The organism is Brevundimonas sp. Root1423 (assembly GCF_001426805.1).
This window is the reverse complement of record NZ_LMFL01000078.1, coordinates 44,118-68,416: the sequence shown is the minus strand read 5'-3', so window position 1 is coordinate 68,416 and position 24,299 is coordinate 44,118. Positions and strand designations below refer to the sequence as shown.

The window sequence follows — 24,299 nt, the reverse complement described above, 5'->3', positions numbered from 1 at the left end:
TCATGGGGAGGGAGATGCATTCCGTCAGATGTGGATCACCCGCCCATAGGCGTCCAGCGCCGCCTCGTGCATGGCCTCGGACATGGTCGGGTGCGGATAGACGATGCCGTGGATGTCTTCCTCGGTCGCTTCCATGGCGATCGCGGTGACATAGCCCTGGATCATCTCTGTGACCTCGTGGCCGATCATGTGGGCGCCGATCAGGGCGCCGGTCTTCGCATCGAAGATCACCTTGACGAAGCCCTCGACCTCGCCGGCGGCCACGGCCTTGCCGTTCACGCGGAAGGGGAAGCGGCCGACCTTGACCTCGCGCTTGGCCTCGCGCGCGCCCTGCTCGGTGATCCCGACCGAGGCGACCTGCGGCTGGGCGTAGGTGCAGCCGGCGATGGGCGAGTTCACATTGGGCGTCTTGTAACCGGCGATGTGTTCTGCGGCGTGGATCCCCTCGTGCGAGGCCTTGTGCGCCAGCCAGGGCGCGCCGGCGCAGTCGCCGATNGTCGATGGTGATGTGGCCGCGGTCCATGTTGACGCCCAGCGCCTCAAGACCGATGCCGTCGGTGTTGGCGGTGATGCCGACCGCCGAGATGCAGACCTCGGCCTCCAGCGTCTCGGCCTTGCCGCCGGCCTCGATGGCCACCTGCACGCCCTTGCCGCCCTTCGACACCTTGGTGACCTTGCAGCCGGTGCGGAATTTCATGCCGCGCTTCTCGAAGGCCTTCTGGGCCGCCTTGGACACCTCCTCGTCCTCGACCGGCATGATCCGGTCGACGGCCTCGACGATCGTCACCTCGGCGCCCAGGGCGCGGTAGAAGCTGCCGAACTCCACGCCGATGGCGCCCGAGCCGATCACGACGATGGAGGCCGGCATCTTCTTCGGCGCCATGGCCTCCCGATAGGCCCAGATGCGGTCGCCGTCGGCCTCCAGGCCGATCTGCGGAATCGCCTTGGCGCGGGCGCCCACGGCCAGCATCACGGCCTTCGCCTCCACCGTGCGCGACCCGCCGGCCTTCAGCGCCACGATCACCTTGGGCGCTGCCGCGCCCTTCTCCAGCTTCGCCGTGCCCTCGATCACCTCGATCTTGTTCTTCTTCATCAGATAGGTGACGCCTTTGTTCATCGTGGCGGCCACCCCGCGCGAGCGCTGGATGATGGTGTCGAAATCGAACCCGACCTTGTCGGCGGACAGGCCATAATCCTTCAGGTGCGACAGGCTTTCGTACTTCTCGGCCGACTTCAGCAGGGCCTTGGTCGGGATGCAGCCCCAGTTCAGGCAGATGCCGCCCAGGCTCTCGCGCTCGACGATGGCGACCTTCTGGCCCAGCTGGCTGGCGCGGATGGCGGCGACATAGCCGCCNTGAGGTCGCCCGACAGGTCGGAGGATCCGACCCGGCCGCTGAAGCAGGCAGATGCCGCCCAGGCTCTCGCGCTCGACGATGGCGACCTTCTGGCCCAGCTGGCTGGCGCGGATGGCGGCGACATAGCCGCCCGGGCCCGAACCGATGACGATGAGGTCGAATTCAGCAGCCATGTCAGATCAGCTTCTCGATATCGGCCTTGATGGCCTCGGGTTCGACCTGCGGGGCGTAGCGCGCGACCACGCGGCCCTCCCGGTCGGTCAGGAATTTGGTGAAATTCCACTTGATGTCGCGGCTGCCGAGGAAACCCTTCTTCTGGCTGGTCAGCCAGGCGTAGAGGGGATGCCGGTTTGGGCCGTTGACCTCGACCTTGTCGAACATCGGAAAGTCGACGCCATAGGTGGAGGAGCAGAAGCTGGCGATCTCGGCGGCCCGCCCCGGCTCCTGCTGGCCGAACTGGTTGCAGGGGAAACCCAGCACCTCGAACGGTTTGTCCGCATACTGACGATGCAGGTCCTCCAGCCCGGCGTACTGGCCGGTGAAGCCGCATTTCGAGGCCGTGTTGACGATCAGCAGGGCCTGACCGCGGTACTGCTCCAGCGCCTGCTCGACGCCATCGATGGCCGTGGCGCTGAAATCATAGACCGTGGTCACGCCCTCTCTCCGCCTAGGCCAGCATCGTCACGGGATCTTCGATCATCGCCTTGAAGGCCTGCAGGAACCGCGCGCCGACCGCGCCGTCCACCACGCGGTGATCGCAGGTCAGGGTGACGGTCATCACCGTGGCGATGGCCAGCTGGCCGTTCTTGACCACGGGCCTTTGTTCGCCCGCGCCGACGCTCATGATCGCGCCCTGGGGCTCGTTGATGATCGAGGCGAACGACTGGATGCCGAACATGCCGAGGTTGGAGACCGAGAAGGTGCCGCCCTGGAATTCCTCGGGCTTCAGCTTGCGGTCGCGGGCGCGCTTGGCCAGGTCCTTGGACTCGGTTGCGATCTGCGACAGGGACTTGGTCTCGGCCGCGCGGATGATCGGGGTGATCAGGCCGCCGTCGATCGCCACCGCCATGGCCACGTCGGCGTGGTGGTGCATGGCGATGCCTTCAGGCGAATAGCTGGCGTTGGCTTCCGGCACGGCCTTCAGCGCCATGGCCGAGGCCTTGATGACGAAGTCGTTGACCGAGACCTTCACGCCCGACTTCTCGAGCATGGCGTTGACCCGGGCNGAGGCCTTGATGACGAAGTCGTTGACCGAGACCTTCACGCCCGACTTCTCGAGCATGGCGTTGACCCGGGCGCGCGACGCCAGCAGGCCGTCGATCTCGCAGTCGATGGTCAGCGGGAAATGCGGCACGTCGCGGAAGCTGTCGGTCAGGCGGCGGGCGATGGCCTTGCGCATGCCGTCCAGCGGGATCAGGTCGTAGCTGCCGTCCGGAATGCCCATCTGGGCCAGGGACTGGACCTTGCGGACCTCGCCGGCCGGAGCCGGGGCGGTCGATGCGGCAGGAGCCTGGGCGCCGCCCTTGGCGCCTTCGACGTCGCGTTTGACGATCCGGCCGTGCGGGCCGGTGCCCTTGACGGCTTTCAGATCGACGCCGTTCTGCGCGGCGATGCGGCGCGCCAGCGGCGAGGCGAAGACGCGCTCGCCGTCGGCCCTGGCCGGAGCGGCTTTGGGTGCAGCGGCGGGCGCCGGAGCGGCCTCGGCCTTAGACTGCTCAGCTTTCGGAGCTTCAGCCGGAGCAGCCGCCGCCTTCGGCGCGGGAGCGGCCGCACCGCCCTCGTCCTTCAGACGGGCGATGGGCGTATTGACCTTCACGCCTTCCGTGCCTTCCGCCACGAGGATGTTGGTGACCTCGCCCTCGTCGACGGCCTCGACCTCCATGGTCGCCTTGTCGGTCTCGATCTCGGCGATGACGTCGCCGGCCTTGACCACATCACCGACCTTGACGTGCCATTTGGTCAGCACGCCCTCTTCCATGGTGGGCGACAGGGCGGGCATCAGGATGTCGGTCATTGCACGCTCCCGGACTGGACGACCGGTTCTGCCACGGTCTGCACATTGTCCGCCTTGATGACGTCGGACAGGCCCTGGAGAATGCGGTTGTAGGCCTGACGCTCGTCATGGCCATGTCGCACCGCATAGCCGTGGGCCATGTGTTTGGCGGCATAGGCCAGCATGTGGCCGAACTGGACCGGATCGTTGAAGGCCGGCTTGACCGACATCACCGGCTCGTTCTTCGACCACCACATGCGCAGAATCTCGACGGCTTCGGCGTCGGCCGCGACGCTGTCCGGCGTCGTCAGCTGGAACTCGGGCTTCTCGCTCATGCCATCACCCGCTTCACGGCGGCCACGATCTTGTCCACGCCCGGCAGCGACAGGGCTTCCAGATTGGCGGCGTAGGGCAGAGGCACGTCCTCCTGGTGGACCCGCAGCGGCGGCGCGTCGAGGTAGTCGAAGGCGTGCTCGATCACCCGGGCCACGACCTCGGCGCCCACGCCCATGGGGCCCCAGCCTTCCTCGGCCGAGACCAGACGGCTGGTCTTCCTGACGCTCTCGACGATGGTTTCGTGATCCAGCGGGCGCAGCGTGCGCAGGTCGACGACCTCGCAGGAGATGCCCTCCTCCGCCAGCTTCTCGGCCGCCTGAAGGGCGAAGCCGACCATGCGGCTGTGGGCCGTGATGGTGACGTCGGTCCCCTCGCGCCGGACCTTGGCCTTGCCGATGGGGACCAGCCAGTCCTCGACCTCGGGCACGTCGAACTCCAGCCCGTACATCATCTCGTGCTCGAGGAAGACGACGGGGTTGGGATCGCGGATGGCGGCCTTCATCAGCCCCTTGGCGTCGGCGGCGTCATAGGGGGCGATCACCTTCAGGCCCGGCACCTGGGCGTACCAGGCCGAATAGTCCTGGCTGTGCTGGGCCCCGACGCGGCTGGCGGCGCCGTTGGGTCCCCGGAAGACGATGCTGGCGCGGATCTGGCCGCCCGACATGTAGAGGGTCTTGGCCGCCGAATTGATGATGTGGTCGATGGCCTGCATGGCGAAGTTGAAGGTCATGAACTCGACGATCGGCTTCAGCCCGGCCATGGCCGCGCCGACGCCGAGACCGGCGAAGCCGTGCTCGGTGATCGGAGTGTCGACCACGCGTTTGTCGCCGAACTCCTGGAGCAGCTCGCGGCTGACCTTGTAGGCGCCCTGGTACTGGGCGACCTCCTCGCCGATCAGGAAGACGCCCTCGTCGCGGCGCATCTCCTCGGCCATCGCGTCGCGCAGGGCGTCGCGGATGGTGGTCTTCACCAGCTTGGCGCCGGCCGGGATCTCGGGATCGCGCAGCTCGACCTTCGGCGTCGCGGCGACGGGCGCCGGCGCCTTCTCGGGCTCGCCGGAAGCGCCAGTCTCCGAATTCTTCGGAGCCGTATCCGGAGTCGTCGGAGTCGCAGCGGAATTCGTCGTCGAATTCCCTGCCGAATCCTCGCCCGCCAGACGGGCGATCGGCGTGTTAACCTTCACGTTCTCGGCCCCCTCGGCCACGAGAATTTCCAGCACCTCGCCCTCGTCGACGGCCTCGACCTCCATCGTGGCCTTGTCGGTTTCGATCTCGGCGATGACGTCGCCGGCTTTCACCGTGTCACCCGCCTTGATGTGCCATTTGGTCAGCGTGCCCTCTTCCATCGTGGGCGACAGCGCCGGCATGAGAATGTCGGTCACGCTGAGGCCTCCACATAGACGTCGGTGTAGAGCTCGGACGGATCCGGCTCCGGGCTTTCCTGGGCGAATTGAACGGCTTCGGCGACGATGGTCTTGACCTCGGCGTCGATGGCCTTGATCTCGTCCTCGGTCGCCCTGGCGGCGGCCAGCAGGGTCTTGATGTGATCGATCGGGTCGCGGGTCTTCTTGACCTCGTCGACCTCTTCCTTGGCCCGGTATTTGGCCGGATCGCTCATCGAATGACCGCGATAGCGATAGGTCTTCATCTCGAGGATGAAGGGCCCGCCGCCCTCGCGGGCGCGCTTGACGGCCCGGGCCACGGCGTCGCGCACCGCCAGCACGTCCATGCCGTCGACCTGTTCGCCGGGGATGCCGAAGCTCGAGCCGCGCTCGCTGAGCTGGGTCGTCGACGACGAGCGTTCGATGCTCGTGCCCATGGCGTACTGGTTGTTCTCGATGATGTAGATGGCCGGCAGCTTCCACAGCTGGGCCATGTTGAAGCTCTCATAGACCTGGCCCTGGTTGGCCGCGCCATCGCCGAAATAGATGAACGCGACCGAGTCGTCGCCGCGATATCGGCCCGCGAAGGCCAGGCCGGTGCCCAGCGCGACCTGCGCCCCCACGATGCCGTGGCCGCCGTAGAAGCCGGTGGCGGTGTCGAACATGTGCATCGACCCGCCCTTGCCCTTGGACGAGCCGCCGATGCGGCCGGTCAGCTCGGCCATGACCTCCTTGGGGTCCATGCCCGCGCACAGCATGTGGCCGTGGTCGCGATAGCCGGTGATGATCTTGTCGTGGCCCTGGCGCACACTCTCCTGAACGCCGACCGCCACGGCTTCCTGACCGATGTACAGGTGGCAGAAGCCGCCGATCAGCCCCATGCCGTACAGCTGGCCCGCCCGCTCCTCGAACCGGCGGATGAGGACCATCTCGCGGTAGAAGCGGAGCAGATCCTCTTTCGACGCCGTCGGCGTGTTGGGCAGTTTTGTCGCCTTGCTGGAATCAGCTTTGGCGGCGGGGGCTTTCGCCATCCGTCATCTCCCGGCTGGGCCCTCGCCAAATGGCAGGATGCAGGGCCTCTTGTCGTTACGGAAAGGGGCTTTAGCAGCCTTCGTTCCCGAAACGCAAAGCGCTCCGGTCAAGCTGTAACGAAAGTTCACGCCCGCGGCGCGGAAGCCTTCGGCGTCGCCGGGGCCGAGACCCGGATGACATAGTCGCGCGGGTCGCTGAAGCCCAGCACGGCCCGCGCGCGCTCTTCCAGCAGATCACGGGACAGGCTGTCGGTGCGCAGATAGCGGACGCGGACCTCGAGGTCGCGCCGCTGCTCCATGATCCCGGCCAGCTGGGTCTCGCGGCGCACCAGCATGGCGTCGCGCGCCTGCCCGCTCAGCAGGCCGCGCTCCCCGGTCAGGGCCTGAACGCCCAGGTAGGCGATCAGCAACAGCAGGATCACTGACGGAAAATAGGGCTTCATCCGGTCGGGCACTTATGGACGCTCCTTCTGAGCGCGGACTCAAGATTGAAGGAGTCTGACCGAAAATGCCTAATGAACCGTAGCTTGGCCGTAGAAACTGCGAGCCGGCGCCTACCGGTTCAGCAGCATGCCGTCGCCGAAATAGGCCCCCTGATCGCCCAGCATCTCCTCGATGCGGAGCAGCTGGTTGTATTTGGCCGTGCGGTCGGAGCGGGCCAGCGAGCCGGTCTTGATCTGCCCGCAGTTGGTGGCGACGGCCAGGTCGGCGATGGTGGCGTCCTCGGTTTCGCCCGACCGGTGGCTCATCACGGCGGTGTAGCCCGCCCGATGCGCCATATCCACGGCGTCAAGAGTCTCCGACAAGGTGCCGATCTGGTTGACCTTCACGAGGATGGAGTTGGCCAGGCCCTCGCCGATGCCGGCGGCCAGTCGGGCCGGATTGGTGACGAACAGGTCGTCGCCGACGATCTGGCAGCGGTCGCCCAGCCGCTCGGTCAGCATCCGCCATCCGTCGAAATCATCTTCCGCGCAGCCGTCCTCGATCGACACGATCGGGAAGCGTTCGCACAGGTCGGCGAGATAGTTGACCATGGCCTCGGCCTCGAGGGTCTTGCCCTCCCCGGCCATGACGTATTTGCCGTCCTTGAAGAATTCCGTGGCCGCCACGTCGAGGCCGAGGTGGAAGTCCTCGCCGGCCAGATAGCCGGCCGCCTGTCCCGCCCGGGTGATGAAGCTCAGCGCCTCCTCGGCCGAGGCCAGGTTGGGGGCGAAGCCGCCCTCGTCGCCGACGTTGGTGTTGTGACCGGCGTCCTTCAGCTGCTGGCGCAGGGCGTGGAAGATTTCCGAGCCCATGCGCAGGGCTTCCGAGAAGCTCTCGGCGCCCGTCGGCAGGATCATGAACTCCTGGATGTCGATCGGATTGTCGGCGTGGGCGCCGCCGTTGATGATGTTCATCATCGGCGTCGGCAGGATGCGGGCCGAGACGCCGCCGAGGTAGCGGTGCAGCGGCAGGCCTGACGAGATGGCGCTGGCCTTGGCGCAGGCCAGCGATACGCCGAGGATGGCGTTGGCGCCGAGGCGGCCCTTGTTCTCGGTGCCGTCCAGCGCGATCAGGGCCTCGTCGATGCGGCGCTGGTCTTCGGCGTCCATGCCGGACAGGGCGTCGAAGATCTCGCCGTTGACGTTGTCGACGGCCTTGCCGACGCCCTTGCCGCCCCACAGGTCCTTGTCGCCGTCGCGCAGCTCGACGGCCTCGTGCGCGCCGGTGGAGGCGCCCGAGGGCACGGCCGCCCGGCCGAAGCTGCCGTCATCGAGGATCACATCGACCTCGACCGTCGGATTGCCGCGGCTGTCGAGAATCTGGCGGGCGACGATGTCGGCGATGTCGGTCATGGGAGCGCTCTGCTGTCAGGGAAGTCGGCGGGGTTTAGCCCAACCCCCGCCGAATCGCCAACCGTCAGGCCTCGGGGATCAGGAGCACCCTTCGACCATCTGGATCGCCGGCCCGCCCACATGGACGATGCCGACCTTGCCCGTGCTGTCGATCTCGTAGCGAACGCCGCGCGCCGCCGCGTCCTGGACATAGGCATGGGGCGTGGCGGGGCCGCCGGAGGCCCAGACGAAGATGTCTTCGGCGGGGGCAGGCGAATATTTGTGGGGCTCCGACACCGCCCGGGCGCCGTAGGCCGCCTTGATCGCCACAGACGGGTCGCCCACGCCGAAACCGCGATCCGTCTTCAATGTCGACGGCGCCGCGACCGAGATGCGGGTCAGGACGCCGTCCTGGATCATGACCAGCAGGCCGTCCGGCGCACGTTCGGGTCGCCACTGGTCACACGTCTCGGGCTCCGCGCCCCCGACCGACGCCGGGTCGCTGTCGGGGCCCAGCGCCGCCTCGACCTCGGCCCTGGTCATGCCGATGCGCAGGGGGCCGAACCCCTCGGCGGTCAGGGCGTTCGGGTCCGCCGCCGGAGTCGCCGGCGGGACCGGAGCCTCCGCGGCAGGACTTTCAGCCGTTTCGGGGGCGTTGCAGGCGGCGAGCAGCATCAGCGACGCGGCGGCGGTGACAAGGCGGATCATGCACAGGCTCCGTTTCATCGAGGAGCCGCATAGACGCACGAAAACGGCGCGCGGTGAACCGCGCGCCGTCATTCAGTCAACCCTCCCGGCTCGGCCTGCGCGCTTCGCGCTCCGTTGGCCGGGATGACAAGCTTCCAGGGTCCTAGTCTTCCTTGGGCGTCAGAACCTGACGGCCGCGATAGGTGCCGGTCTTCAGGTCGATGTGGTGCGAGCGGCGCAGCTCGCCCGTGTCCTTGTCCTCGGTGTAGNCTTGGGCGTCAGAACCTGACGGCCGCGATAGGTGCCGGTCTTCAGGTCGATGTGGTGCGAGCGGCGCAGCTCGCCCGTGTCCTTGTCCTCGGTGTAGGGGTTGGTCCCCAGCGAGTCGTGGGCGCGGCGCATGTTGCGACGCGAGGGCGATACTTTGCGCTTCGGAACGGCCATGTCCGTCTCAATCTTCTTAGTCGGCGCTGCAGGAGCGCGAAAACAACAGCGGCGGCCCGAAAAGAGCCGCCAGCGAGGGCGGGCTTATGCATGAAGCCGCGGGCGATTTCAAGGCATGTCGCGGCGGCGCTCAATCCAGGGCGCGTTCCATGACGACGAAGTGCAGATCGTCACGCCGCGGCAGGCCGAACCGGGGATTGCCATAGGGGAACGGCAGGGTCTCCCCGGTGAGGCGATAGCCCAGCCGCTCGTACCAGGCGATCAGGGTCTTGCGCTGCGGAAACACCGAGATTCGCACCCGTCTGGCCCCGAAGCGATCCGCCAGCGCGGCGTGGGCGGCCTCGACCAGCCGGCGGCCGAGACCGCCGCCCTGCAAGGTCGGGCTGACGGACAGCATGCCGAAATAGCCAATTGCCCGGTCGCGTTCGGCGATCAGGACGCAGCCGACCGGTTCATCCCCGCGCCAGGCCGACAGCAGGGCCTGTTTCGGATCGGCGAGGATGTCGGCCAGGTCCTCCGGATCGGTGCGCTGGCCGTCCAGCAGGTCGGCTTCCGTGGTCCAGCCGGCGCGCGAGGCCTCGCCGCGATAGGCGCTCTCGATCAGCCTGTGCAGCGGGGGGATATCGGTCGCGACGGCGTCGCGGATGTCGATCTCAGTCATGGCCCAGCATTGCGGCGACCGCCTCGCCGATCGCAAGGGAGCTGGTCAGGCCCGGGCTTTCGATGCCGAACAGGGCGACGAGGCCGTCGAGACCGTGGACCTCGCGGCCGTGCAGCTGGAAATCCGGCTGCGGCTCGCCCGGCCCGTGCAGCTTGGGCCGGATGCCGGCGTAGTCGGGGGTCAGGGCGCCGTCGGGCAGGCCGGGCCAGAAGCGGCGGACATAGCCCTCGAACTCGGCGGCCTTGGCGGCGTCGACCGCATAGTCCTCGGTCTCGACATAGACGAGGTCCGGCCCGAACACGGCCTGTCCGCCCAGATCCTTGCGGTAGTGGGTGCCCAGGGCGCCCGGGATCGGCGGGGGATAGATCAACCGTTCGAACGGCGCCTTGCCGGTCAGGCGGAAATAGACGCCCTTGCCGAAATGGCCGGCGGGAATGCGGTCGGCGGGATAGCCTTCGATCCGGGCCGCGACCGCCTGGGCGCCAAGGCCCGGCGCGGTGACCAGCAGGCGCGTCGTCAGCCTCGTCCCCTCCTCCCCGCCCGTGGTGAGGGTGAAGCCGCCGCCGGACGCCGGTCCGGCGCGTTCGAACGGCGTGGAAACGACGACCGAGCCGCCCGCATCCTCGATCTCGCCCTGCAGGGCCAGCATATAGCCGTGGCTGTCGAACACGCCGCTCTCGGGCGACAGGATGGCGGCGTGGGCGTTCAGCCCCGGCTCCAGCGCCCTCGCCTGGGCTCCGGTCAAATGATCCAGCGCCTCGACCTCGTTGGCGACCCCCTGTTCGAAGATGGCCTCGATCCGCGCGACCTCCGCCTCCTCGGTGGCCACGACCAGCTTGCCGCATTTGCGGTAGTCGATCTTGTGGCTCTCCAGGAAGGCGTAGAGCAGCCGCCGGCCTCCAACGCAGAACCGCGCCTTCAGCGAGCCCGTCGGATAGTAGAGGCCGCCGTGGATGACCTCGGAATTGCGCGAGGAAACGCCCTGGCCAATGTGAGGCTCTTTTTCAAGCACCAGCACCGACAGGCCCCGCTTCGCCAGCGCCCGTCCGCAGGCCAGGCCGACCGCGCCGGCGCCCACCACCGTCGCGTCGAAGTCGAAGCTCATGCCTTCGGGCCGTAGAGCGCCGCCGCCCGCGCCTCGAAACAGGCCATCAGCTTGTTCACGGCGCGATCGAAATTGGCGTGCAGAACCCCGTCCAGCAGCCGCGACTTGAAGGCGAAATCGATGAAGAACTCGACCCGCGTTCCCTTGGGATCGGGGAAGAACTCCCAGCGGTTGTTCAGGTGTCTGAACGGTCCGCGCAGCAGGCCGACCTCGACCCTGTCGCGGTTCCGGTCATGCCGCACCCAGGTCGAGAACCGCTCCTTGAGGAAGGAAAAGCCGACCGCCGCCTCCGCGTCCAGAACGGAGACGCCGGGTGCCTCCTCGCGCGGGCTCCAGGTCCGCATCCCGGTCACCCATGGCACGAACTCGGGATAGGCGCGCACATCCGCGACCAGCGCGGCCAACTGGTCCGGCGTGTACGGCAGGATCTTGGTGACGCGGTGAACGGCCAAACGCGGCTCAGCGTCCGGTCTGGGCCAGACGCGCGGCCCTGAGGCGCGCGAAATCATCTCCCGCGTGGTGAGAGCTGCGGGTCAGCGGCGACGACGAGACCATCAGGAATCCCTTGGCCCGGGCGATGGCCTCATAGGCCTTGAACTCGTCCGGGGTGACGAAACGGTCGATCGCGGCATGCTTGCGGGTCGGCTGCAGATACTGGCCGATGGTGATGAAATCGACGCCGGCCGAGCGCATGTCGTCCATCACCTGCATGACCTCTTCGCGAGTCTCGCCCAGGCCGACCATGATGCCGGACTTGGTGAACTGGTTGGGGTCGCGCTCCTTGACCATCTGCAGCAGGCGCAGGCTGTGGAAATAGCGGGCCCCGGGGCGGATCTTCAGATACAGCCGCGGCACGGTCTCGAGGTTGTGGTTGAAGACGTCCGGCGTGGCGTCGATCATGACCTCGGCCGCGCCATCCTTGCGCAGGAAGTCGGGCGTCAGGATCTCGATGGTGGTGTTCGGGGCCTGCAGCCGGATCTGGCGCACCACCTCGGCGAAATGGGCCGCGCCGCCGTCGGCGACGTCATCGCGGTCGACGCTGGTGATGACGACGTGGTTGAGGCCCATTTCGCGGACGGCGAGGCCGACCTTGGCAGGCTCTTCGGGGTCGAGCGGCTGGGGCAGGCCCGTCTTGACGTTGCAGAAGGCGCAGGCCCGCGTGCAGGTGTCGCCCATGATCATCAGGGTGGCGTGCTTCTGGCTCCAGCANTTCCGGGTCCAGCGGCTGGGGCAGGCCCGTCTTGACGTTGCAGAAGGCGCAGGCCCGCGTGCAGGTGTCGCCCATGATCATCAGGGTGGCGTGCTTCTGGCTCCAGCACTCGCCGATGTTCGGGCAGGCGGCTTCTTCACAGACCGTGTGGAGGCCCTTCTCCTTCACGATCGCCCGGGTCGCATTGTACTGGCCCGAACCCGGCGCCTTGACGCGCAGCCAGTCGGGTTTCTTCAACACGGCCGTTTCCGGGCGGTTCTGCTTTTCCGGGTGACGCAGTTCAGCCGGCGTCTTCGTCAGGGTGTCGATCAGCGTGACCAAGGCGTCGCGGGCTCCGGGCTGTGCGAAACCGCTATGTCGTCCTTCCACGCGGCGAAGGCAAGGCGGCCCCGGGGCTCACGCAACGTAACGCATCTTTTCAATGCGGCTTGAGGGCCCTAGTTTGCCTCGCTCATCATAAAGGGCCGGAACCAACCGGGCCCACGGAGGATGGTTTTGCGCGTACCCCTGGATATGAAGGCCGGCGAGCAGACCATTTTCGACGCCCTGATCGCGGCCCGAGAAAAGTACGGCGACAAGGAAATCCTGGAGGACCAGGACCGCAAGCCCCTCACCTACACCGGCCTGATCCGCGCCGCCTTCGTGCTGGGGCGCAAGATCGCCGCCATGACCGAACCGGCCGAGCGGGTCGGCATACTGCTGCCGTCCAGCATGGGGGTGGTGGTCACCTATTACGGCCTGCACGCCCATGGCCGGGTGCCGGTGATGCTGAATTTCACCTCGGGCGAGGCCAACATCAAGGCGGCGATCAAGGCCGCAGGCGTGAAGAAGGTCCTCACCGCCAAACGCTTCATCACCCAGGCCAAGCTGGACGACCTGGTCGCGGACCTGGCCACGGTCGCCGAGATCGTCTGGCTGGACGACGTGCGCGAAACGATCGGCCTGCAGGACAAGCTGTACGGCCTGATGGCCGGGCTGATGCCCAAACGCTTCCGCGTGAAGACCGAACCCTCCTCTCCGGGCGTGGTCCTGTTCACCTCCGGCAGCTTCGGCGCGCCCAAGGGTGTGGTCCTGAGCCAGTGGAATCTGGTCGCCAACTGCCGTCAGGTGGCCCAGCACATAGACCTGGACCCCGACTGGGTCATGTTCAACCCGCTGCCGACCTTCCACTGCTTCGGATTGACCGGAGGCGTGCTGCTGCCGATCCTGCAGGGGCTGAAGGCCTTCCAGTACCCCTCGCCCCTTCACGCCAAGCAGATCGTCGAACTCCTGCCGCAGGTGAACGCCTCGGTCCTGTTCGCCACCGACACCTTCCTGAACCAGTACGCCCGCGTCGCCGCCGCGGACGACTTCGCCACCCTGAAGTTCGTCGTCGCCGGGGCCGAACGCGTGCGCGACGAGACCCACCATCTGTTCAACACCCGCTTCCATGGCCTGAAGCTGCTGGAAGGCTATGGCGCCACCGAAGCCGCGCCGGTGGTGGCCGTGAACCATCCTGACCGCAACCGCCCCGGCACCGTCGGCCAGATGATGCCTGGCCTCGAATGGCGCATCGACCCCGTCGAGGGGATTCCCGAGGGCGGCCGGCTGTATCTGCGCGGCCCCAACGTCATGCGGGGCTACCTCTCGGCCGACGATCCGCTGTCCATCGACCCGCTGGCGGGGGGCTGGCATGACACGGGCGATATCGTCGACATCGACAAGGACGGCTACGTCTCGATCCTCGGCCGGGTGAAACGGTTCGCCAAGATCGGCGGCGAGATGGTGTCCCTGACTGCAGTGGAGGGGCTGGCCAGCGCGGTCTGGCCCGACGCGCGCCACGCCGTCGTCTCCATCCCCGACAGCCGCAAGGGCGAGAAGCTGGTGCTGGTCACCGACCGCAAGGACGCCGACGTCGCGCGCCTGGCCGAATGGGCCCGCAGCCACGGCGCCCCCGAACTGGCCGTGCCCAAGAAGATCCTGCGCGTCGTCGAGGTGCCCGTCCTCGGCACCGGCAAGACCGACTACGTCCGCATCCAGCAGATGGCGGAGGTCGACAAGGCCGCCTGAATTTCACCGTTGAACTGACACAGCCTCTGTTCCAGTCTGTCGGTATCAGAAGGAGGGTTTCATGTTCGATTCAGTCGCGCGGTATCAGCCGCAGCTTCTCAGCGTCCTGCGCATCGTGTCCGGCCTGCTGTTGCTGGAACACGGCACGGCCAAGGTGCTGGGCTTTCCGGCCGTCGAAGGCGTGCCGCCGCCCGGCCTGAGCCTCGCCGGCCTGTCGGGTCCGTTCGAGCTGGCTCTGGGTCTGCTGCTGACCCTCGGCCTGTTCACCCGACCGGCCGCCTTCCTCGCGGCCGGCTTCTGCGCCGTCGGCTACTGGGCGATTCACGGCCTGCAGAGCCCCTTCCCCATCCTCAACGGCGGGGAGACCATCGCCCTCTACTGCTTCGTCTTCCTGTATCTGATGGCCGCGGGTCCGGGGCCGTGGAGCATCGACGCGGCGATGCGGAAAAAACCCTACGTCTGACCGATCCGCACGCCCGTCATCGAGATCGAACCGCCCTCGATGACGTCGTTGAAGAAGCTGACCTCGTCGCCCGGCAGCCGCTGGGCGGCGACGTAGAGCAGCGGCAGATAGTGTTCGTCGGTCGGCACGCTCATCTGCGCGTCCTCGGCCAGGCCGACCCAGTCGATCAGGGCGGCGTCATCGCCCCGCATCAGGGCCGACTTGACCGCCTCATTGAAGCCCGAGGCCCAGGGGTAGGCCTCGCCGCCGGTCCGCTTCCAGGTCCGCAGATTGTGGACGAAGTCACCCGAACCGGCGATCACCACATCCTCGTCCCGCAGGGCCGAGAGCCGACGCGCCAGGTCGAAATGGCCCTGGGCATCCAGCCGGCGGTTCAGCGACAGCTGCACCACCGGCACGTCGGCCTCGGGCCAGACGTGGGCCAGCACCGACCAGGTTCCGTGATCCAGCCCCCACTGCGTCGTCGGCGTCGCCCCGGTCAGGTCAGAGACACGCGCCGCCAGCTCCGGCGAGCCGGGCGCCGGATATTGCATGGCATGGAGGGCGTCGGGAAAGCCGCCGAAGTCATGAATGGTTTCCGGCCGCGCCTGAGCCGTCACGCCCAGCCCGTCGGTTTCCCAATGGGCCGAGACCATGACCACGCCTTTCGGCTTGCCGATCGACGCCCCGACCTCGCGCCAGACGTCCGCACAGGGACCGCCCAGGGCGTTCATAGGCGAGCCGTGACCGAAGAAGATCGCGGGCTGGCGCATCAAGCCACCAGCTTCTTCGCCGTCTCGGCGACATAGCGGCCCTGCCAGCGTGCGCCTTCGAGTTCGTTGGCGCTGGGCATGCGCGATCCGTCGCCGCCGGTGATGGTGGTGGCGCCGTAGGGCGAGCCGCCGGTCATCTCGTCGATGCGCGACTGTCCGGCCCACGCATACGGCAGCCCCGCGACCAGCATGCCGTGGTGCAACAGGGTCTGGATCAGGCCGATGAGGGTGGTTTCCTGCCCGCCGTGCTGGGTCGCGGTCGAGGTGAAGGCCGAACCGACCTTGCCGACCAGAGCGCCCTTCATCCACACGCCGCCGGTCTGGTCCCAGAAGTTGCGCATCTGGGACGCCGCCGTGCCGAAGCGGGTGCCCGCGCCGACGATCACGGCGTCATAGGTCTCCAGATCGGCCACCGCGGCGATCGGGGCGGCCTGATCGAGCTTGTAGCCGCTGGCCCTGGCCAGTTCGTCCGGCACCAGTTCGGGCACGCGCTTGATGTCCACCACCGCGCCCTCGACCGACCGCGCGCCTTCGGCGACGGCCTCCGCCAGGGTTTCGATATGGCCGTAGGTGGAGTGATAGAGAACGAGAATCCGGGGCATGAAACCCTCCCATGATGACAACACGACTCTGTTCCGCAACAGTGTCTGTGCCTGATGTGGGATATCAGGACGTCTCTGCAAGGGGCCGCGTTCTGAAACCGTCGGTCAGGACCGCGGTTCCTCCCTCCGGGGGCCGATCGGGCAGATGCGGTCGTAGAAGGCCTGGTCGGCCGGGGTGCGCTGTCCGCGGATCAGGCGGAAGCGATGCTCCACCACCATCGCCTGCTGTTCGATGTTCAGATCGCCCCAGGCGCAATCCATGCCGACCGGATATTCATAGGACGAGGGCCGGTCGCCGGCCCTGAGCTTGCCGGTCAGCAGATTCACGCCCTGCTGCGCCTGCCAGACGTGGGTCAGTTCGTGAATGAAGGTCGCCTGCAGCCGCAACGGGGCTGCGGCGATGTCGCGTGGCAGCGTCCGCCCCGGCCAGACGATCCAGTCCCGCCCGAACCAGCGTCCGGCCACAAAGGCCCGGTCGAACGGCCAGGGAGAGTGCAGGAAGCGGATGCTGCGGAGGTCCAGGCTGTCGCCGAACGCCTGTTCCGCCAGCGCCCGCTCCGCGACCGTCAACAGGCGGATCATGGGCCGGCGTAGCCACCGGTCGGGCTGACCCACTCCCAGTGCCAGGGCTCGTAGACATAGGGGGTGAAGCCGAACCGGCCCGCATTCTTGACCAGCCAGCGGTAGGTCGGGCTCCGCGCCATGTGCAGCCGACTGGCCGGCGAGGTGTTGTCGACCCCCAGATCCGCCAGCTGGCCGACATAGAGGTCCACCGCCGTCCCGGTCCGGTGCGGCGAGCAGACGGCGCGCCTCAGCCCGTCGCAATTGCCCGCCGCCGCGCAGCGGGCCGCGTCCGCCTCGGGATCGCGGAAGCCGGAAAAGATCTGCAGCAGTTCGGGATCGTGGGCGACCTCGGGAACCTCGGCGCGCGCGGCCTGGACCAGGCGGCGATAGGCGTCCAGCACGTCGCGGCGCAGCAGCCGCGTCAGGCGGTCGGCGTGCTCTTCCGATTCGACCAGATAGCCCAACTGGTACAAGGGCGGCGGATCCGGGCAGGGTTCGTCGCGCACCCGCGCCATGATGAAGGGCCGCCGCTCCTGCCACAGGCCGCGGAAGGTCTGGAAGGTCGCCGCGTCGAACCAGCCGGTCGGCGGCAGGCCATGCCCGATCTGGAACTCCGCCAGCCGCCGCGCGAACACCGGCGAGTTCGGCGCGCAGTCGGTGCCAAGCTCCCGCTGGATCAGCGGCAGATAGGTCTCCCAGCCGTACTCGGTCGGGCCGAAGGGGGCCCATTCCATGCGCTGCCACGACAGGCTGTTGGCGAGGGCCGGCCCGGCCCATTCGATGGGGTCGGCGTCGCACGCCTCGGCCTGGCCGCGCGGCGGCGCGCGATGCTGGGCCTCGACCGGGGTCGCCGCGCACAGGCCGAAGACGGTCAACAGCAGCAGGATCAGACGCATCGTCATGCGGGGATGGTGACCCTGTCCGTGTGGCCGCCGCAAGGCCTTTGAGGCGGGTGGGCCGCAGGCTCGCACGCGGCGCTCAAAGTCGGCATGGTGACCCCACGGCCGACTCGGGCCGGATCGCCGGACTCACCCATGACCGACGCACCCGTCGCCGCAGCCGCCCCGGGCCCGGCCCGCCGTTCCAACGCCGTTCTGGCGGCCTTCTCGGGTCCCTGCCTGCCGCTGGCCGCCTTCGGCGTCGCCCTGCCGGTGACCCTGCCGGAGTTCTACGCGACCTGGGTGGGACTGGAGCTGGGCGTGGTGGCCGCCGTCTTCATGGCGGTGCGGCTGATCGACATCGTCTTCGACCCCTTCATCGGCTGGGGCATGGACAGGACGAAGACGAAGTGGGGCCGTTACCGCCCGTGGATGGCGATCTCGACCCCGATCCTGATGCTGTCGGCCCTGATGATGTTCGTGCTGGTCCAGCCCGGCGCCGGCGCGGCCTATCTGTTCGGCTGGCTGCTGGTCCTCTATCTCGGCTTCTCGATCGGCACCCTGGGCCAGCTGGGCTGGGCCTCGGTGCTGGCGCCGCAGTACGACCAGCGCAGCCGCGTCTACGGCTGGTGGCAGGTGTTCAACATCATCGGCGTGATCCTGATCCTGATCCTGCCGACGGTGGTGGTGAAGACCGGGCTCGGCGACTACGCCGCCGGCGTGCGCATCATGGGCTGGGCCATCATGATCGCCCTGCCCGTCACCATCGGCCTGGCCATGTTCGTCGTGCCCGAGCCGGTCAACGCCGGCGCCGCCCCGCACGGCGGCCCGAAGGCCTATCTCAGCCTGTTCGGCAAGAAGACGGTGCGCAAGCTGCTGTTCGCCGACCTGCTGCTGGGCGTGGCGCCCGGCATCACGGGCTCGCTGCTGTTCTTCTTCTTCGGCCAGATCAAGGGCTACGACCACACGCAGGCCTCGCTGTTCATGCTGTTCTATTTCGTCGCCGGACTGGTCGGCGCGCCGTTCTGGGCGTGGCTGGCGACGAAGATCGGCAAGGACAAGGCCCTGGCGACGGCCAGCCTGATCTTCGCCGTCTTCTATATCGGCGCGACCCTGGTCCCGGGCGGTAATTTCGCCCTGACGGCGGCGGCCATGTTCATCGCCGGCCTGCCCTATGCGGCCGGCCTGTTCCTTCTCCGGGCCATGATGGCCGATGCGGGCGATGAGATCAGACTGGAGACCGGCGTCGATCGGACCGGCCTGATGTTCTCCATCCTGTCGGCGACCACCAAGATCGGCCACGTCGTGGCCCTGATCCCCTACCTGATCCTGCAATGGGTCGGTTTCCGCGCCATCCCGGGGGTCGAAGGGAACAGCGAAAGCGCGCTGCTGACGCTGCAGATTCTCTTCATTCTCGTGCCCGGCGTCCTGCTGGCGGCCGCCGCGCTCGTGCTCAAGGGCTATCCGCTGACCCCCGCCCGGCATGACGAGATCCGCAAGGCGCTCGAGGCGCGCGACGGCGTGGCCGCCGATCCGGTCGGGGAGCCCGCATGACCCCCATCGACCGCCTGACCGCCATCATGGCCAGGCTGCGCGACCCGGTCGGCGGCTGTCCCTGGGACGTGGAGCAGACCTTCGCCACCATCGCCCCCTACACCCTGGAGGAGGCCTATGAGGTCGCCGACGCTATCGAGCGGGGCGACATGGACGATCTCAAGTCCGAGCTGGGCGACCTGTTGTTCCAGACCGTCTTCCACGCCCGCATGGCCGAGGAACAGGGGCTGTTCGCCTTCGACGACGTGGCCAACGCCATCGCCGACAAGCTTGAGCGGCGGCATCCGCATGTCTTCGGCGACGAGGCGGCGAAACCGGACGGCGCCGCCCAGAAGGCCCGCTGGGAGGACATCAAGGCGGCCGAACGCGTCGCGAAAGCGCAGCACGGCGTGCTGGACGACGTGCCCGTCGGCCTGCCCGCCCTCGCCCGCGCCGCCAAGCTGACCAAACGCGCCGCCCGCGTCGGCTTCGACTGGCCCTCGACCGACGAGGTGTTCGACAAGCTGGACGAGGAGGTCGCCGAACTGCGCGTCGAGATCGCCGCCGGCGACCTCGACAAGGCCCGCGACGAGGTCGGGGACCTGCTGTTCGTGGTCGCCAACCTGGCGCGGAAGCTGGGAGTGGAGCCCGAGGACGCGCTGCGCGGGGCCAATGCGAAATTCGTGCGGCGGTTCGGCTTCATCGAGGCGGAACTGGCGAAGGACGGGCGGGGTCCGGAGCAGAGCGATCTGGCCGAGATGGACGGGCTGTGGGACGCGGCGAAGGCGCACGAAAGAGGCTGACCTTCTAACCTGAGATTGTATTCGCTGGCGTCGTTAGTTCTGCAGCATCCGATCGGCCCGTACGTTCTCGACTTCTACTGCGCGGCAGCGAAGTTGGCCGTCGAAGTCGACGGTCAAGGCCACGAACGTTCCGAGCAGATCGCGCACGACACGCGGCGCACAGCGTGGCTGCGCGAACAGGGCGTGAGGGTCTTTCGGCTCGCCGCCGAGGATGTCCGGGTGCATCTGGATGGGGTCGTGAATTTCATCCGGCGAACCGCTCATGAGCGGTGCGGCGGCTGATACCCCTCCACCGCTTCGCGGTCCCCCTCCCCATCGGCTTCGCCGACAGGGAGGAGACAACAGTGCTCCATCTCCTCCCTACGCAGTGGAGAGGGGGACCGCGAAGCGGTGGAGAGGAGCCCCGCCCCTACCCGAACTGCCGCTCGAACCGGCCCAGGGCCGCCGGGTGCAGCCGCACCACCACATGGGTCCGGCCCTGATCATCCGTCTCGCGGCCGGTGACGCGGCCGTTCTCGTACAGCCAGGCCAGGGCCTCGCCCTGGGACGGGTCCAGCACCAGTTCGGTCTCGGGGTCGTCGTCGATCAGCCCGGCGATGGCCTGGCGCAGGGGTTCGATCCCCTCCCCGGTCCAGGCCGAGACGGCGACCGCCTTGCCCTCGCGCGACAGGCGTTCGGCCTGGCCCAGCACGGCCTCGCGCACGTCGTCGGCCAGCAGGTCGATCTTGTTCCAAACCTCCAGCACCCGCCGCGTCTTGCCCTCCGGCGTCTCGATCTGCTTCAGCACCGCCTCGACGTCCTTGGCCTGGGCCTCGCTGTCGGCCGAGGCGATGTCGCGGACGTGCAGGATCAGGTCGGCCTCGCCGACCTCCTCCAGCGTCGCCCGGAAGCTCTCGACCAGTTCGTGCGGCAGGTCGGAGATGAAGCCGACGGTGTCGGCCACGATCGCGGGACGGCCCTGCGGCAGGCGGATGGTGCGCTGGGTCGTGTCGAGGGTGGCGAACAGCAGGTCCTTGGCGAAGACCTCGGAGCCGGTCAGCCGGTTGAACAGGGTCGACTTGCCGGCGTTGGTGTAGCCGACCAGGGCGATGGTCGGGAACGGGACCTTCTGGCGCTGCTTCCGGTGCAGGCCGCGGGTGCGGCGCACCTCGTCCAGCTCGACCTTCAGCTTGACGATCCGGTCCGCGATCAGGCGGCGGTCCAGTTCGATCTGGGTTTCGCCGGGGCCGCCGGTCGAGCCGGTGCCGCCGCGTTGCCGCTCGAGGTGGGTCCAGGTGCGGACGAGGCGGGATTTCTCATAGTCCAGCCGCGCCAGCTCGACCTGCAGCCGGCCTTCCTTGGTCCGCGCGCGGCGGCCGAAGATCTCGAGGATCAGGCCGGTGCGGTCGATGACCTTGCAGTCCCAGGCCTTCTCCAGATTGCGCTGCTGCACCGGCGAGAGGTCGTCGTCGACGACCACGGCCTCGGCCTCGGCGGCGCGGACCAGGGCGGCCAGCTCCTCGACCTTGCCCGAGCCGAACAGGGTCGCGGGGGTGACCTTGCGGATGCGCACGATCTCTTCGCCGCGCACGTCGAGGTCCAGCGCCCGGGCGAGGCCGACGGCTTCCTCCAGACGCTCGACCGACTGGCGCGAGCTGTCGCCGGCGCCGGAGTCGGAGCGTTCGGGGTGGATGACGACGGCCCGGATCAGCGGGACGGCGTGGTCGATGTGTTTGGTGGTCAGGTCTCGGGCTTTCTCTACGCCGTCACCCTCGGGCTTGACCCGAGGATCGGATGTTGGGGTGCGGATCGACAGATAGGAAGTCGACGGCCGTTGGGCCATCCCTGACGCACAGCCGCACCACGTNACCCGAGGATCGGATGTTGGGGTGCGGATCGACAGATAGGAAGTCGACGGCCGTTGGGCCATCCCTGACGCACAGCCGCACCACGTCTGGCCCTCGGGTCAAGCCCGAGGGTGACGGTCGAAGGGGCGGAGCGATCAGTCCTCGTCGGCTTCCGGCTCGTACAGCTGCACGGGCGCGGACGGCATGATGGTCGAGATGGCGTGCTTGTAGACCAGCTGCGACTGGCCGTCGCGGCGCAGCAGCACGCAGAAGTTGTCGAACCAGGTCACGATGCCCTGCAGCTTGACCCCGTTGACGAGGAAGATGGTCAGCGGCGTCTTGGTCTTGCGGACCGAGTTGAGGAAGGTGTCCTGAAGGTTCTTGGACTTGTCTTGCGACATGGCAGGTTCAGCCTGTTCTTGCTTGTTCTCCGGCCGAGGAGGAGCGGCGCGGGGCTGGATCGGATGTCCGGCCCCGTCAGCATAGGCATCGGCGGCGGCCGATCAATCTCATTCCGTGCGCGCGGACCTCAGATCGCGTCGCGGATCGCCTGATCGAGATACAGGGTCCGCAGCCGCGTCGCGATCGGTCCGGGCTTGCCGTTGCCGATCTTCGTTCCGTCGATAGACACCGCCGGCATGACGAAGCCGCTGGCCGAGGTGTAGAAGGCCTCCCTGGCCCGCGTGGCCTCGTCGACGCTGAAGGCCCGTTCCTCGAACGCCAGCCCCTCCTCCTCGATCAGCTTCATCACGGCGGCCCGGGTGATGCCGCGCAGGATGTTGGACTGGGCGTCGCGGGTTCTCAGCACGCCGTTCTCGTCGACGATCCAGGCGTTGGTCGACGACCCCTCGGTGACCAGGCCCATCTCGTCGACCATCCAGGCTTCGGCCGCGCCCTTTTCCTTGGCTGCCTGCTTGGCCAGGACGTTGGGCAACAGACCCACGGTCTTGATGTCGCAGCGGCCCCAGCGAATGTCGGGATGGGTGACCACGGCCACCCCCTTCTTCGCCGCCGCATTGCCCTTCGACAGCGGCAGGGAGCGGGCGGTGACGATCACGCTGGGCGCCGTGCCGTCGGGGGGGAACGGATGGTCGCGGCGGGCCGTGCCGCGCGTGACCTGGATATACACCAGTCCCTCGCGCACCCGGTTGCGCCGCACCGTCTCGTTCAGCACCCGCGCGAGTGCCTCGGCCGTCATCGGAACAGGGATCCGCAACTCGTTCAGGCTGCGGTGCAGGCGCGTCATATGGCCGTCGAAGTCGGCCAGGCGGCCGTCGAACACCGACCAGACCTCATAGACGCCGTCGGCGAACTGGAAGCCGCGATCCTCGACATGGATCACGGCCTGTCCGTGCGGCTGGTACTGGCCGTTGACGTAGGCGACCCGGCTCATGCCTCGACAACCTCTTCGATGTCTTCCTCGCCGCCGCGCGACGGCGACACGCCCAGAGACTTGAGCTTCCGGTGCAGGGCCGACCGCTCCATGCCGATGAAGGCCGCGGTGCGCGAGATGTTGCCGCCGAAACGCATGATCTGCGCCGCCAGATATTCCCGCTCGAACACCTCGCGCGCCTCACGCAACGGCAGGGCGATGATGCGCTCGCCGCCCAGAGTGCCGGTGGAGTTGGCGTTGGTCGCCTCCTGCGGCAGCATGTCGGCGCTGATCGGCTCGTCAGGATCGCCCGTGGCCAGGATCAGCAGCCGCTCGACGTTGTTCCTGAGCTGGCGGACATTGCCCGGCCAGGGATGGACCTGCAGCACGGCGATGGCGTCGTCGCCCAGCCGCCGCCGGGTCAGGCCCTGCGACGCCGACAGGGTGTCGATGAAGTAGTCGATCAGCTCCTGGATATCCTCGCGCCGCTCCGACAGGGCGGGCACGCGGATCGGCACCACATTGAGGCGGTGGAACAGGTCCTCGCGGAAGCGGCCCTCGGCGATCTCCTGCTTGAGGTCGCGCGAGGTCGAGGTCACCACCCGGATGTCGACCTGCACGTCCTGCTCGCCGCCCACCCGGCGGAAGCGCTGCTCGACGAGCACGCGCAGCACGCGGCTCTGGCTCTCGCGCGGCATGTCGCCGACGTCGTCCAGATAGAGGGTGCCGTTGTGGGCGCGTTCGAACACGCCGATCTTGCGCGGCCGGCCGTCGACGCCCTCCTCCCCGAACAGTTCGATATCCAGACGTTCGGGCGTCATGCCGGCGGCGGCGATGGCGACGAACTCGCCCCGCGAGCGGGCGCTGGCCTCGTGGATCTGGCGCGCGACCAATTCCTTGCCCGAGCCCGGCGGACCCGAGATCAGGACCCGGCTGTTGGCCGGCGCGACCTTGGCGATGGTGCTGCGCAGGGCCTGGGCCGCGGCGGAGCGGCCGATGAAGCCCGTCGGGGCCGCCACCTGGGCCCGCAGGCGCCGGTTCTCGCGCTTCAGCGAGCTGGCCTCGAGGGCGCGCTGGACCACCACCACCAGCCGGTCGGACTTGAACGGCTTCTCGATGAAGTCATAGGCCCCGCGCTGCAGCGCCGTGACCGCCGTCTCGATATTGCCGTGACCCGAGATCATCACCACCGGCAGGTCGGGATCCAGCTCCTTGATCACGTCCAGCAGTTCCAGCCCGTCCAGGCCCCCGCCCTGCATCCAGATATCCAGCAGCGCCAGCGACGGCTTTCGGGCCCGGATCGCGGCCAGGGCCTCGTCCGAGTTCGAGGCTGTGCGCACGGCGTGGCCCTCGTCCTCGAGCAGGCCAGAGACCAGCTCCCGGATATCGGCCTCGTCGTCGACGACCAGAATGTCGGCTCCCGTGGATCGCATGACGCCT

The 24,299-nt window shown here is 68.0% G+C and carries 27 protein-coding genes and 5 pseudogenes; 5 read left to right on the top strand and 27 right to left on the bottom strand.

Features of this window, described 5'->3' with window-relative positions:
- Nucleotides 1-24: 24 nt before the first annotated feature.
- The 19 genes and pseudogenes from ASD25_RS32665 to ASD25_RS32630 all read right to left on the bottom strand — a co-directional run.
- Nucleotides 25-495, bottom strand: a pseudogene (locus ASD25_RS32665) (dihydrolipoyl dehydrogenase); the annotation flags it as partial.
- A gap of 1 nt (nucleotide 496) precedes the next feature.
- Nucleotides 497-1,354: pseudogene (locus tag ASD25_RS32660) on the bottom strand (FAD-dependent oxidoreductase); the annotation flags it as partial.
- A 1-nt stretch (nucleotide 1,355) separates the two neighbouring features.
- A partial coding sequence (locus tag ASD25_RS32655) for an FAD-dependent oxidoreductase (protein WP_156389502.1) occupies nucleotides 1,356-1,528 on the bottom strand: 173 nt, incomplete at its 3' end.
- Nucleotide 1,529: 1 nt separating this feature from the next.
- A complete protein-coding gene (locus ASD25_RS27965) occupies nucleotides 1,530-2,009 on the bottom strand; it encodes a glutathione peroxidase (protein WP_055830195.1) in 480 nt (159 codons plus the stop codon).
- A 13-nt stretch (nucleotides 2,010-2,022) separates the two neighbouring features.
- Nucleotides 2,023-2,580: pseudogene (locus ASD25_RS32650) on the bottom strand (dihydrolipoamide acetyltransferase family protein); the annotation flags it as partial.
- 1 nt (nucleotide 2,581) lies between these two features.
- A partial coding sequence (locus tag ASD25_RS32645) for a biotin/lipoyl-containing protein (protein ID WP_235562910.1) occupies nucleotides 2,582-3,369 on the bottom strand: 788 nt, incomplete at its 3' end.
- Complete coding sequence (locus ASD25_RS27955) at nucleotides 3,366-3,683, bottom strand: DUF5076 domain-containing protein (RefSeq protein ID WP_055830191.1); 318 nt, start codon at nucleotides 3,681-3,683, stop codon at nucleotides 3,366-3,368. The genes ASD25_RS32645 and ASD25_RS27955, both read right to left, overlap by 4 nt.
- Nucleotides 3,680-5,065, bottom strand: a complete 1,386-nt coding sequence (locus ASD25_RS27950; protein ID WP_055830189.1) for a pyruvate dehydrogenase complex E1 component subunit beta — start codon at nucleotides 5,063-5,065, stop codon at nucleotides 3,680-3,682. Before ASD25_RS27950 ends, ASD25_RS27955 begins: the two co-directional genes overlap by 4 nt.
- A complete protein-coding gene (gene pdhA / locus ASD25_RS27945) occupies nucleotides 5,062-6,096 on the bottom strand; it encodes a pyruvate dehydrogenase (acetyl-transferring) E1 component subunit alpha (RefSeq protein ID WP_055830186.1) in 1,035 nt (344 codons plus the stop codon). The genes ASD25_RS27950 and pdhA overlap by 4 nt, the downstream gene beginning before the upstream one ends.
- A 125-nt stretch (nucleotides 6,097-6,221) precedes the next feature.
- Complete coding sequence (locus tag ASD25_RS27940) at nucleotides 6,222-6,539, bottom strand: septum formation initiator family protein (protein WP_055830184.1); 318 nt, start codon at nucleotides 6,537-6,539, stop codon at nucleotides 6,222-6,224.
- Between the two features lie 111 nt (nucleotides 6,540-6,650).
- The gene (gene eno / locus ASD25_RS27935; RefSeq protein ID WP_055830182.1) at nucleotides 6,651-7,931 is read right to left on the bottom strand and encodes a phosphopyruvate hydratase; all 1,281 of its coding nucleotides are present in this window, start codon (nucleotides 7,929-7,931) and stop codon (nucleotides 6,651-6,653) included.
- Between the two features lie 78 nt (nucleotides 7,932-8,009).
- Complete coding sequence (locus tag ASD25_RS27930) at nucleotides 8,010-8,618, bottom strand: hypothetical protein (RefSeq protein WP_055830181.1); 609 nt, start codon at nucleotides 8,616-8,618, stop codon at nucleotides 8,010-8,012.
- A gap of 142 nt (nucleotides 8,619-8,760) precedes the next feature.
- Nucleotides 8,761-8,838: a 50S ribosomal protein L32 gene (gene rpmF / locus ASD25_RS32640; RefSeq protein ID WP_082572644.1), complete on the bottom strand. Its 78-nt coding sequence runs from the start codon at nucleotides 8,836-8,838 to the stop codon at nucleotides 8,761-8,763.
- Between the two features lie 29 nt (nucleotides 8,839-8,867).
- Nucleotides 8,868-9,041: 50S ribosomal protein L32 (rpmF, locus tag ASD25_RS32635; RefSeq protein WP_255356208.1), on the bottom strand; the 174-nt coding region annotated here is incomplete at its 3' end.
- Between the two features lie 130 nt (nucleotides 9,042-9,171).
- Nucleotides 9,172-9,702, bottom strand: coding sequence for a GNAT family N-acetyltransferase (locus tag ASD25_RS27920; protein ID WP_055830176.1), 531 nt, complete (start codon nucleotides 9,700-9,702; stop codon nucleotides 9,172-9,174).
- Nucleotides 9,695-10,807, bottom strand: coding sequence for an NAD(P)/FAD-dependent oxidoreductase (locus ASD25_RS27915; RefSeq protein WP_055830174.1), 1,113 nt, complete (start codon nucleotides 10,805-10,807; stop codon nucleotides 9,695-9,697). Before ASD25_RS27915 ends, ASD25_RS27920 begins: the two co-directional genes overlap by 8 nt.
- Nucleotides 10,804-11,259, bottom strand: coding sequence for a type II toxin-antitoxin system RatA family toxin (locus ASD25_RS27910; RefSeq protein WP_055830172.1), 456 nt, complete (start codon nucleotides 11,257-11,259; stop codon nucleotides 10,804-10,806). The genes ASD25_RS27915 and ASD25_RS27910 overlap by 4 nt, the downstream gene beginning before the upstream one ends.
- A gap of 7 nt (nucleotides 11,260-11,266) precedes the next feature.
- A pseudogene (gene lipA / locus ASD25_RS27905) lies at nucleotides 11,267-12,016 on the bottom strand (lipoyl synthase); the annotation flags it as partial.
- A gap of 1 nt (nucleotide 12,017) precedes the next feature.
- Nucleotides 12,018-12,338 (bottom strand): annotated as a pseudogene (locus ASD25_RS32630) (lipoyl synthase); the annotation flags it as partial.
- 168 nt (nucleotides 12,339-12,506) lie between these two features.
- Here ASD25_RS32630 and ASD25_RS27895 point away from each other — a divergent pair.
- Both ASD25_RS27895 and ASD25_RS27890 read left to right on the top strand, forming a co-directional pair.
- Nucleotides 12,507-14,066 carry an AMP-binding protein gene (locus ASD25_RS27895; protein WP_082560101.1) on the top strand — a complete coding sequence of 520 codons (1,560 nt, stop codon included), beginning with the start codon at nucleotides 12,507-12,509 and terminating at the stop codon, nucleotides 14,064-14,066.
- A 61-nt stretch (nucleotides 14,067-14,127) separates the two neighbouring features.
- On the top strand, nucleotides 14,128-14,529 hold the full coding sequence (locus tag ASD25_RS27890) for a DoxX family protein (RefSeq protein ID WP_055830167.1): 402 nt from the start codon (nucleotides 14,128-14,130) through the stop codon (nucleotides 14,527-14,529).
- Here ASD25_RS27890 and ygiD read toward each other — a convergent pair.
- The 4 genes from ygiD to ASD25_RS27870 all read right to left on the bottom strand — a co-directional run bounded on the left by ygiD (nucleotide 14,520) and on the right by ASD25_RS27870 (nucleotide 17,349).
- Nucleotides 14,520-15,281: a 4,5-DOPA dioxygenase extradiol gene (ygiD, locus tag ASD25_RS27885; RefSeq protein WP_082560100.1), complete on the bottom strand. Its 762-nt coding sequence runs from the start codon at nucleotides 15,279-15,281 to the stop codon at nucleotides 14,520-14,522. The two genes, ASD25_RS27890 and ygiD, sit on opposite strands and share 10 nt — an antisense overlap.
- Nucleotides 15,281-15,883, bottom strand: a complete 603-nt coding sequence (gene wrbA / locus ASD25_RS27880) for an NAD(P)H:quinone oxidoreductase (RefSeq protein WP_055830165.1) — start codon at nucleotides 15,881-15,883, stop codon at nucleotides 15,281-15,283. The genes ygiD and wrbA overlap by 1 nt, the downstream gene beginning before the upstream one ends.
- Nucleotides 15,884-15,988: 105 nt before the next feature.
- Nucleotides 15,989-16,465: a hypothetical protein gene (locus ASD25_RS27875; RefSeq protein WP_055830162.1), complete on the bottom strand. Its 477-nt coding sequence runs from the start codon at nucleotides 16,463-16,465 to the stop codon at nucleotides 15,989-15,991.
- Nucleotides 16,462-17,349, bottom strand: coding sequence for a D-alanyl-D-alanine carboxypeptidase family protein (locus tag ASD25_RS27870; RefSeq protein WP_235561745.1), 888 nt, complete (start codon nucleotides 17,347-17,349; stop codon nucleotides 16,462-16,464). Before ASD25_RS27870 ends, ASD25_RS27875 begins: the two co-directional genes overlap by 4 nt.
- A 132-nt stretch (nucleotides 17,350-17,481) precedes the next feature.
- On the opposite strand from ASD25_RS27870, the gene ASD25_RS27865 reads away from it, so the two are divergent.
- From ASD25_RS27865 to ASD25_RS29980, 3 genes are read left to right on the top strand one after another with little or no spacing between them, the layout of a single operon-like run.
- Complete coding sequence (locus ASD25_RS27865) at nucleotides 17,482-18,879, top strand: MFS transporter (RefSeq protein WP_055830161.1); 1,398 nt, start codon at nucleotides 17,482-17,484, stop codon at nucleotides 18,877-18,879.
- On the top strand, nucleotides 18,876-19,661 hold the full coding sequence (mazG, locus tag ASD25_RS27860) for a nucleoside triphosphate pyrophosphohydrolase (protein ID WP_055830160.1): 786 nt from the start codon (nucleotides 18,876-18,878) through the stop codon (nucleotides 19,659-19,661). Before ASD25_RS27865 ends, mazG begins: the two co-directional genes overlap by 4 nt.
- A 15-nt stretch (nucleotides 19,662-19,676) precedes the next feature.
- Nucleotides 19,677-19,943: an endonuclease domain-containing protein gene (locus ASD25_RS29980; RefSeq protein ID WP_055830159.1), complete on the top strand. Its 267-nt coding sequence runs from the start codon at nucleotides 19,677-19,679 to the stop codon at nucleotides 19,941-19,943.
- Between the two features lie 127 nt (nucleotides 19,944-20,070).
- Here the strand turns inward: ASD25_RS29980 and hflX are convergent, their stop codons facing one another.
- The 4 genes from hflX to ASD25_RS27835 form a co-directional block, all read right to left on the bottom strand.
- Nucleotides 20,071-21,384: a GTPase HflX gene (gene hflX, locus ASD25_RS27850; protein ID WP_055830673.1), complete on the bottom strand. Its 1,314-nt coding sequence runs from the start codon at nucleotides 21,382-21,384 to the stop codon at nucleotides 20,071-20,073.
- A 258-nt stretch (nucleotides 21,385-21,642) separates the two neighbouring features.
- The gene (gene hfq / locus ASD25_RS27845) at nucleotides 21,643-21,888 is read right to left on the bottom strand and encodes an RNA chaperone Hfq (protein WP_055830158.1); all 246 of its coding nucleotides are present in this window, start codon (nucleotides 21,886-21,888) and stop codon (nucleotides 21,643-21,645) included.
- A gap of 128 nt (nucleotides 21,889-22,016) precedes the next feature.
- Entirely contained in the window at nucleotides 22,017-22,880 is an 864-nt protein-coding gene (locus ASD25_RS27840; protein WP_055830156.1) for a D-amino-acid transaminase, read from the bottom strand.
- On the bottom strand, nucleotides 22,877-24,292 hold the full coding sequence (locus tag ASD25_RS27835; protein WP_055830154.1) for a sigma-54 dependent transcriptional regulator: 1,416 nt from the start codon (nucleotides 24,290-24,292) through the stop codon (nucleotides 22,877-22,879). The genes ASD25_RS27840 and ASD25_RS27835 overlap by 4 nt, the downstream gene beginning before the upstream one ends.
- Nucleotides 24,293-24,299 lie beyond the last annotated feature (7 nt).

Coding starts and splice junctions, on each gene's coding strand:
- ASD25_RS27955 (WP_055830191.1), bottom strand. CDS start 3,683: ATGAGCGAGAAGCCCGAGTTCCAGCTGACGACGCCGGACAGCGTCGCG.
- pdhA (WP_055830186.1), bottom strand. CDS start 6,096: ATGGCGAAAGCCCCCGCCGCCAAAGCTGATTCCAGCAAGGCGACAAAA.
- ASD25_RS27940 (WP_055830184.1), bottom strand. CDS start 6,539: ATGAAGCCCTATTTTCCGTCAGTGATCCTGCTGTTGCTGATCGCCTAC.
- eno (WP_055830182.1), bottom strand. CDS start 7,931: ATGACCGACATCGCCGACATCGTCGCCCGCCAGATTCTCGACAGCCGC.
- ASD25_RS27930 (WP_055830181.1), bottom strand. CDS start 8,618: ATGATCCGCCTTGTCACCGCCGCCGCGTCGCTGATGCTGCTCGCCGCC.
- ASD25_RS27920 (WP_055830176.1), bottom strand. CDS start 9,702: ATGACTGAGATCGACATCCGCGACGCCGTCGCGACCGATATCCCCCCG.
- ASD25_RS27915 (WP_055830174.1), bottom strand. CDS start 10,807: ATGAGCTTCGACTTCGACGCGACGGTGGTGGGCGCCGGCGCGGTCGGC.
- ASD25_RS27895 (WP_082560101.1), top strand. CDS start 12,507: ATGGTTTTGCGCGTACCCCTGGATATGAAGGCCGGCGAGCAGACCATT.
- ASD25_RS27890 (WP_055830167.1), top strand. CDS start 14,128: ATGTTCGATTCAGTCGCGCGGTATCAGCCGCAGCTTCTCAGCGTCCTG.
- ygiD (WP_082560100.1), bottom strand. CDS start 15,281: ATGCGCCAGCCCGCGATCTTCTTCGGTCACGGCTCGCCTATGAACGCC.
- wrbA (WP_055830165.1), bottom strand. CDS start 15,883: ATGCCCCGGATTCTCGTTCTCTATCACTCCACCTACGGCCATATCGAA.
- ASD25_RS27875 (WP_055830162.1), bottom strand. CDS start 16,465: ATGATCCGCCTGTTGACGGTCGCGGAGCGGGCGCTGGCGGAACAGGCG.
- ASD25_RS27870 (WP_235561745.1), bottom strand. CDS start 17,349: ATGACGATGCGTCTGATCCTGCTGCTGTTGACCGTCTTCGGCCTGTGC.
- ASD25_RS27865 (WP_055830161.1), top strand. CDS start 17,482: ATGACCGACGCACCCGTCGCCGCAGCCGCCCCGGGCCCGGCCCGCCGT.
- mazG (WP_055830160.1), top strand. CDS start 18,876: ATGACCCCCATCGACCGCCTGACCGCCATCATGGCCAGGCTGCGCGAC.
- hfq (WP_055830158.1), bottom strand. CDS start 21,888: ATGTCGCAAGACAAGTCCAAGAACCTTCAGGACACCTTCCTCAACTCG.
- ASD25_RS27840 (WP_055830156.1), bottom strand. CDS start 22,880: ATGAGCCGGGTCGCCTACGTCAACGGCCAGTACCAGCCGCACGGACAG.
- ASD25_RS27835 (WP_055830154.1), bottom strand. CDS start 24,292: ATGCGATCCACGGGAGCCGACATTCTGGTCGTCGACGACGAGGCCGAT.